At 70.9% G+C, this 10921-nt stretch carries 7 protein-coding genes; 2 read left to right on the top strand and 5 right to left on the bottom strand.

Translation table 11 applies throughout. The annotated features are described in order from the left end of the window. Positions 1-123 precede the first annotated feature (123 nt). Positions 124-690, bottom strand: coding sequence for a TetR/AcrR family transcriptional regulator (locus tag ACFXGX_RS34500; protein ID WP_384799421.1), 567 nt, complete (start codon positions 688-690; stop codon positions 124-126). A gap of 135 nt (positions 691-825) precedes the next feature. Between ACFXGX_RS34500 and ACFXGX_RS34495 the strand changes: the two genes are divergently transcribed. Beyond that, positions 826-2286 carry an MFS transporter gene (locus ACFXGX_RS34495; protein ID WP_384799418.1) on the top strand — a complete coding sequence of 487 codons (1461 nt, stop codon included), beginning with the start codon at positions 826-828 and terminating at the stop codon, positions 2284-2286. 183 nt (positions 2287-2469) lie between these two features. On the opposite strand, the gene ACFXGX_RS34490 is transcribed toward ACFXGX_RS34495, so the two are convergent. The 3 genes from ACFXGX_RS34490 to ACFXGX_RS34480 all read right to left on the bottom strand — a co-directional run bounded on the left by ACFXGX_RS34490 (position 2470) and on the right by ACFXGX_RS34480 (position 7828). After that, positions 2470-4059: a TROVE domain-containing protein gene (locus ACFXGX_RS34490; protein ID WP_384799415.1), complete on the bottom strand. Its 1590-nt coding sequence runs from the start codon at positions 4057-4059 to the stop codon at positions 2470-2472. Between the two features lie 516 nt (positions 4060-4575). Further along, complete coding sequence (locus ACFXGX_RS34485) at positions 4576-6033, bottom strand: alkaline phosphatase PhoX (RefSeq protein ID WP_384799412.1); 1458 nt, start codon at positions 6031-6033, stop codon at positions 4576-4578. 370 nt (positions 6034-6403) lie between these two features. Then, positions 6404-7828: a hypothetical protein gene (locus ACFXGX_RS34480; RefSeq protein WP_384799409.1), complete on the bottom strand. Its 1425-nt coding sequence runs from the start codon at positions 7826-7828 to the stop codon at positions 6404-6406. 376 nt (positions 7829-8204) lie between these two features. On the opposite strand from ACFXGX_RS34480, the gene ACFXGX_RS34475 reads away from it, so the two are divergent. Further along, on the top strand, positions 8205-10031 hold the full coding sequence (locus ACFXGX_RS34475) for an endonuclease/exonuclease/phosphatase family protein (RefSeq protein ID WP_384799406.1): 1827 nt from the start codon (positions 8205-8207) through the stop codon (positions 10029-10031). 154 nt (positions 10032-10185) lie between these two features. Here the strand turns inward: ACFXGX_RS34475 and ACFXGX_RS34470 are convergent, their stop codons facing one another. Further along, the gene (locus ACFXGX_RS34470; protein ID WP_384799403.1) at positions 10186-10917 is read right to left on the bottom strand and encodes an SRPBCC domain-containing protein; all 732 of its coding nucleotides are present in this window, start codon (positions 10915-10917) and stop codon (positions 10186-10188) included. Positions 10918-10921: the final 4 nt, after the last annotated feature.

Below are 10921 nucleotides of genomic sequence, written 5' to 3'. Positions count from 1 at the left end.
CATCGATGCCCGTCGCCACCGACGCCCACCCCTCACCCAACGGCGACGGGCTGATGCACCGGCACGGCCCCGACCCACCCACCGGACCGGAACCGAACCCGCACCCGGTGACACCCCGTAGGGCTACGCCTGCAACCCCTCCGTCAGCAACAGCAGATACCGCCGGATATGCGCGCCGTCCGGGCTCCCCAGCTCCGACGCGGTAGCCACCCCGTGCACCAGCCGCAGCACATCGATCGGCTCCACGTCCGCCCGCAAGGTCCCCTCCCGCTGAGCGGCCTCGACGAGCCTCCCCGCCGCCCCCTTCACAGAGGCCCCGCACCGGGCCAGCACCTCGGAGCTCCCGTCCGCGACGGCCGACCCGAGCAGCGCCTTCAGCCCACGGACCCGGATCATCCCGAGGCCGAGCTCGTTGAGCCACTCCACGAGCGCCTCCCCAGGCGGCAGCTCGGCAGCGATCTCGTCCGCGCGGACGGCGATCGCCTCGATGGCGTCCACGTAGACGGCTTCCAGCAGCGTCTGCCGGGTGGGAAAGTGCCGGTACAGCGTCCCGGACCCCACGCCGGCCCGCTTGGCGATGTCGTCCAGGGACGCGCCTTCCCCGTGTTCGGCGAACGCGACCGCCGCCTCCGCGAGGAGCCGCTCATAGTTCCGCCGCGCATCCGCCCGCATCGGCTTGACCTGGGCCATTCAGCTACTCCTTGCGAACCGGGGACCCTCTCCGTATCTTGGCGAGGGTTAAACGGAGACAGTCCCCGCTTATTTCGCGGGCAGTCCGTGCTGCCCACTCGCACCGTACCGGGGACGCCAGACCAGGAGAACTCCATGTCCACCGGCCCCGGCACGCCCACTCCCGACACCCCGTCAGCAGCCTTACCCCCGAGGAGACTCCGCACCACGGAGGCGACCGGCACGACAGCCCTCCTCGTCATCGTGACCGCCTATCTGATGGTCGGGATCGACTCCACGGTCGTCAACGTCGCCCTGCCGGACGTCCAGCGGGACCTCGGCTTCACGCCCACCGGCCTGTCCTGGGTCCTCAACACGTACACCCTCGCCTTCGGCGGTCTGCTCCTCCTCGGCGGCCGGATCGGCGACATCGCGGGCCGCCGCCGCACCCTCACCGCGGGCGCCCTCCTCTTCGCCGCCTCCTCGCTGCTCGGTGGCCTCGCCACCGAGAGCTCCTGGCTGCTCGCGGCCCGCGCGCTCCAGGGCGTGGGCGCGGCACTCATCGCCCCCAGCACCCTCGCCCTCATCACCACCAACTTCCCCGAGGGCCCCCGACGCCACCACGCGCTCGGCATCTACTCCTCGATGGCCGGGATCGGCGCGTCGGCCGGCCTGGTCCTCGGCGGCATGCTCACGTCGTGGGCGTCCTGGCGCTGGTCGCTGCTGATCAACGTGCCGATCGGCATCGCGGTCGCCGCCGCCCTGCCTCGCTTCGTCACAGAGACCCCACGTCACGCGGGCCGATTCGACGCGGCGGGGGCACTCACCGGCACCGCGGGCACGGCCTCACTGGTCTACGCGTTCATCCGGGTCTCGGAACAGGGATGGAGCGACACCAAGGCGATGCTGGGGTTCAGCACGGCGGCGGCCCTGCTCGTCGGCTTCCTTCTGGTGGAGGCGCGCGCGGAACAGCCGGTCATGCCGCTGCGTCTCTTCGCGAGCCGCGACCGGGCGGGCGGCTACGCCGGGGTCCTGCTGCTGCCCGCCGGCATGTTCGGCGCGTTCTACTTCCTCACCCTGGTCGCCCAGCAGGCGCTGGGGTACAGCCCGTTGCGCACGGGCTTCGCCTTCCTGCCGCTGACTCTGGTGATGTTCACGACCGTACGCCTCGTGCCACGGCTGCTTCAGCGCTTCGGCGCCAAGCCCGTCCTGCTGTCCGGCATGTCGCTGATCGCCGTCGCGGGCGTCTGGCTGTGGCGGCTGGAGCCGGGCGACGGCTATGTCACCGGTCTGCTGGGCCCGTTGCTGGTGATGGGGCTGGGCGTCGGCCTGAGCTTCCTGCCGCTGAACGCCACCATTCTCGCGGGCGTCGCGCCGCGTGAGGCGGGATCCGCGTCCGGACTCCTCCAGACCCTCCAGTGGCTCGGCGGCACCCTCGGACTCTCCGTCCTGGTCACCGTCTTCGGCACGGCGACCCGGCACGCGCACGGCTCCCCGTCGGAGATCCTCACCGAGGGCTCGTCCCGCGCGTTCGGCGCCGGTTCCCTGATCGCCCTGACCGCGCTGGTGCTGTCGGCGCTGGTGCTCACGAACACACAACGCGAACGCGGCGCCTAGAACCCGGCACCCGCCTGAACCCGGCACGCACAGCGGCGCGGCCCGCACCGAAGTACGGGCCGCGCCCTTGCCCCGAACCCGGAAGCCTCAGCGCACCGAAGCCGACCGAAGCCGACCGGAGCCGAAAACCTCAAGCGGCAGCCGGCCGGACCCGAAGGCTCCAGCCGGCCGGACCCGAAATCCTCACCCGGCCTGGACCCACGGCCAGTCCGCGTCCCGAGCCGACTCGAGAAGCGGAACCATCCGGAAAGCCGCGTCCGAGAGGCCGCCGAACGTGTGGCGGTTTCCCTTGCCCGACGGGCCGTGGCCCGCGCTGTAGCCGGCGAGGTTCCATGTGTAGACCGGAACGTGCGCCGGAACCTGCTCGGTGGGGTCGCCGAACTGGCTGTACATGGCCTGCTCGTCGGTGACGATGACGACCCGGTCGTGCTTCTTGTAGTGCTTGCGGACCGCCTCGGTGGTGTTGGTGCCGCCGAGGTCACCGAACCGTCCGATGACCTTGAGCACGGACTCGTCCGCACGGAACTTCACCCGCTTGCTGGTGGTGCCGAACTCGACGAGATCCGCGTCCGCCGCCCGCAGCGCGAGCGCCGTGCCGAAGATCGCCGCCGCGTCGGCCCGGTTGAGCTCGGAACGCTCCGACAGCCGCGAGTAGAACATCGAGCCCGAACGGTCCACGAGGACCAGGGTCCGGCCGGGCAGAGCGGGCACGTTGGCCAGCGAGTGGCCGAGCGCCTGCTCCAGCGGGTACGACCAGCGCAGCGAGGGCGCGTGCTGGTAGGCCGCGAGGTAGCGGAACGGGAACTGCCGCGAGCGCGCGACCTCCGCCGGGTCACTGATCTTCGCGGCGACCCGTGCCGCCACCTCGTCACTGACGCCGGCCTCGTCGAAGTTGCGCAGGTTGCGGACGAGCGCCATGGCGCCCATGGACGGGATGACGGCCTCCCAGGCCGCCTTGTCCATCGGACCCTGGAGCCAGCCGGCCAGCGCCTCCCAGGTCATCCCCGCGTCCGCGAGGCGCCGCGCCCCCTGCGCGCCGGTCACGACCTCGCGCCGCTCGGCGGGCCGCAGCGCCATCAGGTCGCGATGGGTGGCGAGCACGGGCAGCGACTCCGGGACGACGGCCGTGTCCGGGTTGTGGCGCCGGTCCAGCGCGTACTGGAACAGGTCGCCCTGCCAGGGCTTGTCCGGGTCCGGTGCCGCGTGCACCAGGTTGAGGATGTCACCGAAGCGGTAGCCCTTGGACGCGGTGTCGTACTTCAGGAGCGACTTGCCGTTGTAGAGGCGTCGTACGGCGTCGGCGATGCCCCGCTTGACGGGCTTGGGCACGTTCCGGCCGTACCGGGAGGTCCAGTAGGCGAGCAGCTCGCCCGGCTCGTCCGGACGGCGCAGTACGGAGGCGACGACCTGCCGGTTGGCCGGGCCGTCGGTGGCGCCGGCGTCCAGGCGCGCCTTCACGTACTCGGCGGCGCCCACGAGCGAGGCGGTGCGGAGGTTGCCCTCGCCGCGCAGCCAGCTCAGGAGGCCGGCGGTCCAGGACGGATCGGCGACGGCGAGCTCCCGCACGAGCGCGGCGAACCGGTCGTCGCGGGCGTCGCCGGTCTCGTAGAAGGTCTGCTGGGAGACGAAGTTGGCGATCGCGAGCAGAAAGAGCTCGGAGCGCGTGTCGCGCTCGCGGCCGAGGCCGCCCTGGTGCGTCCGCAGCACTCGGCCGGTGGACGTCACGCGAGAAGTGGGCTGTGCCTTCGCCGTCTTGTTGTTGAAGCGTGCCATGGTGAATTCCCCCGAATTCATGAGCATTTCGGAGGGAGGCACAGCAAATGGAGGGTGTCCGAGATCAGGGATCGGCGACGGTTGCTTATAAACTGGCGCGTCTTCCGTTCCGCCACACCGACCCGAAGTCGATGACGGGATTCGAACCCGCATGAGGTCGTGACCCCACCAGTTCCCGAAGTATCCGCTGCCTGCGCACCGGGCACCCACCATGAGCTGCGCCTCCCGAGATCAAGTCGGCCGCGGCATGGGTTCTTTGAGAGAGAAGTAGCCGCGGCCCGCGCACCGGGAGGTGCATGAAGTTGTGGTGTCCAGAGATCGAAGCCGGCGGAACCGACGTAGGTGCTCTAACCCCTGAGCTACATCGGCGCGTTGTGCCGACGGCGGGACTCGAACCCGCGACCGCCCCATTATCAGTGGAAGTAGGTCCTGCCTTCGCACCTGGACGTGCACCACTGTAGGAGGGCGGCCGCGAACCCGGCGAGCGATTTAATCCGGGGGGAATACGGCGGGAGTTCAGCCGCGCTTCTGCCGCTTCCACGGGCCGGTGACGGCGAGCATGATGCCCGGCTCCTGGATGTTGGCGAAGAGGGTACGGCCGTCGGGCGAGAACGTGACGCCGGTGAACTCGCTGTAGGCCGGGGCCTCGGCGGTGCCGATGTTGAGCTCGTTGCGGGCGATCGGGTAGGTGCGGCCGCTCTCGGTGGCGCCGAAGAGGTGCTGGACGCCCTCGCCGTCCTCGGCGATGACGAGGCCGCCGTACGGGGAGACGGTGATGTTGTCCGGTCCGTCGAAGGCTCCGTCGACGGACGGGTCGGGGTTCACGCCGATGAGGACCTTCAGCGTCAGGGTGCGGCGCTTGGGGTCGTAGAACCAGACGGCTCCGTCGTGGGCCTGGCCGGGGCTCTCTGTACGGGCGTAGGAGGAGACGATGTAGACACCGCCGTCACTCCACCACATGCCTTCGAGCTTGCGGGCGCGGGTGACCTCGGTGTCGGTGAACTGCTTGCGGACGGAGACGGTCTTGGCGTCCCGGTCGGGCACGTCGACCCAGTCCACGCCGTACACCGTGCCGATCCTGGTGGCGCGGGAGAGGTCGTCGACGAACTTGCCGCCGGAGTCGAAGCACTTGAATGCCTGGAGCGCTCCGGCGGCGTCACCGAGGGTGGCGAGCCGTCCGTGGCCGTGCTCGAAGCCCTGCGGAGGGGTCCAGCGGTACAGCAGGCCGTTGGGGCCCGAGGCGTCCTCGGTGAGGTAGAGCCGGCCGCGCTTGGGGTCGACGACGACGGCCTCGTGGGCGTAACGGCCCAGCGCCTTGAGGGGCTTGGGGTTCTTGTTGCGGCGGCGGTCCTGCGGGTCGACCTCGAACACGTAGCCGTGGTCCTTGGTCATACCGTTCTGGCCGGCCTTGTCCTCGGTCTCCTCGCAGGTGAGCCAGGTGCCCCAAGGGGTGTTGCCGCCCGCGCAGTTGGTGGAGGTGCCGGCGATGCCGACCCACTCGGCGACCTTGTCGTGACGCACTTCGACGACGGTGCAGCCGCCGGACGCGGCGGGGTCGTAGACGAGTCCCTCGGTGAGCGGCACGGGGTAGGTCCAGCCGGAGCGGGGGCCCTTGAGCTCGTGGTTGTTGACGAGGAGGGTGGCGCCGCGCGGGCCCTGGAAGGTGGAGGTGCCGTCGTGGTTGGACGGCGTGAACTCTCCGGAGTCCAGCTTTGTGCGGCCGCTGTAGGTGATGACGCGGTAGGAGAAGCCGGCGGGCAGCGAGAGGAGGCCCTTGGGGTCGGTGACGAGCGGGCCGTAGCCGACGCCGCCGTGGCGGGCCTCCGCCGAGCCCTCACCCGCGCCCTCGGTCTCCGTCTCCGTGGCGGCGAGCGCGTTGGGGGCGGTGGCGAGAGCGCCCACGCTGCCGATCAGGGCCACGCCTGCACCGGTGATCGCGGACTGCCTGGCGAAGTCCCTGCGAGAGAGCGACATGTGATGTCTCCTGTGACGGTGGACTCGGACTGTCATGGGGGGCGGCTGACGACCTCGGTTCGCGGCCACACCGTCCCGTCCTCCCCTGAACACGAGTTGAACGCGCGCCGACTTCCGTGGGCCCGCTTGCGTGAATCCACCCGACCGGCGCAGGGGAACGGCCCGCTCCGGGGAGCACCCCGCCCCGGGGCCCGGCATCCGGCACCCGGGCACCCAGCACTCGACACCCGCACCGAGCACCCGGGACGTAGCACCCAGCACCTAGCACCCGACACCCAGCACTCAACACCTGGCACCCAGCCCTCGGCACTCGGCACCTGCCACCCGGCACCCGGCACCCGGCACCCACGTCACCTCACCGGCGGACGCGTCACACCCCCTGCTGCGACCGGGCCTTGAACGCCGCCTTGCGGGCCTCCTTGGCGATCTTCTTGTCGGGGTGCAGCCGGCCCATGGCCTCCAGGACGTCCGGGGCAGCCGGGTGCTCGACGCGCCAGGCCGTGTCGAAGAAGCCGCTGTGCTGCTGGGCCAGACCCTCGACCAGGGCCTGCAGTTCGTCGGAGTTCCCCTCGGCGGCGAGCTGTGCCGCCACCGTGTCGATCGTCAGCCAGAAGACCATCGCCTCGGACGGCGGCGGCACGTCGGGCGCGCCCCGCTCGGAGAGCCAGACCCGGGCGAGACCACCCAGCTCGGCGTCGTCGAGCACCTCGCGCAGCGCCGGCTCGGCCTCCGTGCCGACGAGCGCGAGTGCCTGCTGGCAGTGCAGGCGGCGCAGCGGGGCGTTCGGGTCCGCGCCGCGCGCCGCGGAGAGCAACTCCTGTGCGGCGGACAGTGGTTCACGCCGGGCGAGCCACTGCTCGATCTCGGCCTGCGCGGCGGTCGGGGGGAAGCCGGCCGTGCCGTCCAGCAGGGTGTCCGCGCCCTTGTCGGTCAGCTCGCCCACCGCGGGGGCGGAGAAGCCCGCCTCGATGAGCCGGGCGCGCAGTCCGTACAGGCCGAGCGGAGTCAGCCGCACGACCCCGTACCGCGACACGTCCATGTCGTCGGCGGGGGCCGGCTCCTCGGCGGTGTCCGCCATCAGGGTCTCGTCGACCGGCTGGAAGGCGACGAGTCCGATGGGCTCCAGCAGCCGGAACTGGTCATCGAGGCGCATCATGGCGTCCGAGACCTGTTCCAGGACGTCGTTGCTGGGCTCCCCCATGTCGTCGGGCAGGATCATCGAGGCGGCGAGCGCGGGAAGCGGCACCGGCACCTCCCCGAGCGCGTCCTCGCCGACGGTCAGCAGGTACAGGTTGCCGAGCACGCCGTCGAGGAACTCGGACTCGGCCTCCGGGTCCCAGTCCAGCGAGGAGAGGTCGAGCTCGCCCTCCTCGCCCATCGCGTCGACGAGTTCGCCGAGGTCGGGCACGCTCGCGTCGGCCAGCACGACGTCGAGGGCGCCGAGCCAGAAGCCGAGGACGTCCTGCGGGGCGCCGGAGGTGAGCCGGGCGAGCTCCTCGCCCGTGGTGACGGTGCCCTCCTCCTCGTCCACGATCTCGACGAGCCCGGTGTCGACGGCCACCCGCCAGGCCTCACCGGCCAGCGCGGCCGCTTCGTCGCCGGCCAGGCCGAGGACGCCGGCCGCCTCGGGAAGCTGTTCCTCGACGAGTTCGCCCCCGGCGCCGACCCGGGTGGCGGGGCCTGCCCAGCGGGCCAGCCGTGCGGCGCGGGAGAGCAGCGGCGCGGCGAGCGCGTCGCGCGCGAGCTGCGCCTCGGAGTGCAGCCGCACCGGCGGCAGGGAAGAGCTGTCTGACATCGGCTGAGTTCTCCTCCGAACAACCACGACGATCAGGGACGGGCAGGCAAGCGGTCCGACCGGGTCCACGACGGGCGCCGTGTCCCGCCGGACACCGGCGGGCCCGAGAGCCCGGAGGCGGCCCGGGGGATCCGTGCCAACTGCTCAGCCTAGACGGATTTCCACCCATGCCGCCCGGTTCATGTGTCCGACAGGTCTCGTACACCGTCGAAACCTTGACAACTCCCCCCGTCACACACGAGATTGACGCGCGTAGAAGTTCAACGGCCGTACGGCCAAACGCTTCTACGCGCGTCACTGGCCCGCAAGCAGGTCGCGCTCCCCCCACCAGTCCACCCTCGTCCCGGCGCTCACGAACGTCCCCGGAGGGATTCCCTTGCCGAGCAAGAGAACCGCGCGCATCGGCGCGCTGACCGTCGCCGCGGTCTGTTCCACCGTCTCCGCCGTTGTGCTCACCACACCGGCCCAGGCGGACACCGTCCACATCCACGACATCCAGGGCACCACCCGGACCTCCCCCCTCGCGGGTACGAAGGTCACCGACGTGCCCGGCGTCGTCACCGGCGTGCGGACGTACGGTTCGTCCAAGGGGTTCTGGTACCAGGACCCCACGCCGGACGCCGACCCGGCCACCAGTGAGGGCGTCTTCGTCTTCACCAGTTCCGCCCCCAAGGTCGCCGTCGGCGACTCGGTCACGGTGACGGGCACGGTCTCGGAGTACGTCCCGGGCGGCGTCTCCACCGGCAACCAGTCGGTCACCGAGGTGACCAAGCCGACGGTCGCCGTCGTCTCCAGCGGCAACCCCGTCCCGGCCGCGACGGTCGTCGACGCCCGGTCCGTGCCGGACGACTACGCCCCCGCCGGCGACACCGCCGCGGGTGGTTCGGTCAACGCCGTCACCCTGGAGCCGTCGCAGTACGCCCTGGACTACTACGAGTCCCTCGAGGGCATGAACGTCCAGGTCGCGAACACCCGCGTGGTGACCGCCACCGACCCGTACACCGAGCTGTGGGTCACGGTGAAGCCGCACGAGAACGCCACCCGCCGCGGCGGCACGGTGTACGGCTCGTACACCTCGCAGAACACCGGACGGATACAGATCCAGTCCCTCGGCGCGACCGCCGACTTCCCGACCGCGAACGTCGGCGACAAGCTCACCGGCATCACAGCGGGTCCGCTCGACTACAACCAGTTCGGCGGCTACACCCTCGTCGCGAACCAGCTCGGCACCCTCCAGAAGGGCGGCCTGGAGCGCGAGACCACCCGCAAGCAGTCGCGCGGCGAGCTGGCCGTGGCGACGTACAACGTCGAGAACCTGGACCCGGGCGACGCCACGTTCGCCGCCCACGCGTCCGCGATCGTGAACAACCTGAACTCGCCCGACATCGTGTCCCTGGAGGAGATCCAGGACAACAACGGCGCGACGGACGACGGCACGGTCGCCGCCGACGTGACGGTGAACAAACTGATCGACGCGATCGTCGCGGCGGGCGGCCCGAAGTACGACTGGCGCTCCATCGACCCGGTCAACGACCAGGACGGCGGCGAGCCCGGCGGCAACATCCGCCAGGTCTTCCTCTTCAACCCCGAGCGGGTCTCGTTCACCGACCGCGCGGGCGGCGACTCGGCGACCCCTGTCGGTGTCACGAAGGTGCACGGCAAGGCGCAGCTCACCGCGTCCCCCGGCCGCATCGACCCGGCGAACGCGGCCTGGAAGAGCAGCCGCAAGCCGCTCGCGGGCGAGTTCGTCTTCCGCGGCCACACGGTGTTCGTGGTCGCCAACCACCTCAACTCCAAGGGCGGTGACCAGGGACTGACCGCGCAGTACCAGCCCCCGACGCGCAGCTCCGAGGTCCAGCGGCACGCCCAGGCGACCCTGGTGAACGCGTTCGTCGACGAGGTCCTGAAGACGCAGAAGAACGCCGACGTCATCGCGCTCGGCGACATCAACGACTTCGAGTTCTCCGACACGGCCAAGATCCTGGAGGGCGACGGCGAACTCTGGTCGGCGATCAAGTCACTGCCGAAGAGCCAGCGTTACACGTACGACTACCAGGGCAACGCCCAGGTCCTCGACCAGATCCTGGTCAGCCCCTCGATCCGCAAGGGCTGCGACCTGGAGTACGACAGCGTGCACATCAACTCGGAGTTCTCCGACCAGATCAGCGACCACGACCCGCAGGTACTGCGGTTCCGTCCGTAGTCGCTCCGGCATTCGGTCCGTAGCCGTTCCGGCCATCGGTCCGTAGCCGCTCCGGTACGCGAGAGCCCGGCCCCGTCGTCCGGGGGGCCGGGCTCTTCGCCTGCTCGGGGAGTCCGCTTCCGCTTGCCGGGCGCGGCTTTCCGGCCGCGTCGGCTCAGCTCGCGAAGACCTCGTCGAGCCAGCCCTTCCAGGCGGTCTCGTTCGCCTTGGCGTCGGCGCCGGGCGCGAAGTCGTGGACGCTCATGCCGACCGGCGCGCCCCAGCGGCCCCGCCCGAAGAAGCGGATGAGCGCGCCGTCGGTGCGCAGCCCGATGAAGTACGGGTTGCGGTAGTCGAGCACGGCGTCGAAGTCATCGCCACCGGGCCCCTTCGCCCGCACCCGCGCGCCCTCGGCGGTGCCGTCCGGGAGGCCGAGCGCCGTTCCGACGGCAGCGAAGGCGTCGGAGGTCGCGGACACGCCGGGCCCGTCGAAGGTCGCGAAGGCCACCGGGCGGCCCGCGAAGTGGGTCACGTACTCGCGCAGGGTGTGCAGATAGAAGTCGGTGTGCTTGTCGGCTCCGTCGTACTGGTTGTCCCAGTCGTCGGTGAAGATGCCGCTGTGCACGTACCGGACCCAGGAACTCCGGCCGTCGCCGCGGGCCTCGATCGTGTGGTCGATCTGGTTGAGGCTCTGCGTCGGGAACCCGACGTCCTCGGTGCGCACGGTCAGCCGGTGCGGCGGGTCCCAGGTGGTGATGGTGCTGCCGAAGGGTCCCGCCCCGCCCTCGCGGGACTCGTACTCCATGGGCCACAGCCAGCCGCCGCAGCCTTTGGTGATCGCGTCCCACACCTGGCCGGGCGGGACGTCGACCTCGTACTCGCGGGCGACCTCGAATTCCTTGGGCATGATG

The organism is Streptomyces sp. NPDC059371 (genome assembly GCF_042751995.1).
Classification (GTDB): domain Bacteria; phylum Actinomycetota; class Actinomycetes; order Streptomycetales; family Streptomycetaceae; genus Streptomyces.
This window is presented reverse-complemented; position numbering and strand designations above follow the sequence as displayed.

Coding starts and splice junctions, on each gene's coding strand:
- ACFXGX_RS34495 (WP_384799418.1), top strand. CDS start 826: ATGTCCACCGGCCCCGGCACGCCCACTCCCGACACCCCGTCAGCAGCC.
- ACFXGX_RS34480 (WP_384799409.1), bottom strand. CDS start 7,828: ATGTCAGACAGCTCTTCCCTGCCGCCGGTGCGGCTGCACTCCGAGGCG.
- ACFXGX_RS34490 (WP_384799415.1), bottom strand. CDS start 4,059: ATGGCACGCTTCAACAACAAGACGGCGAAGGCACAGCCCACTTCTCGC.
- ACFXGX_RS34500 (WP_384799421.1), bottom strand. CDS start 690: ATGGCCCAGGTCAAGCCGATGCGGGCGGATGCGCGGCGGAACTATGAG.
- ACFXGX_RS34470 (WP_384799403.1), bottom strand. CDS start 10,917: ATGCCCAAGGAATTCGAGGTCGCCCGCGAGTACGAGGTCGACGTCCCG.
- ACFXGX_RS34485 (WP_384799412.1), bottom strand. CDS start 6,033: ATGTCGCTCTCTCGCAGGGACTTCGCCAGGCAGTCCGCGATCACCGGT.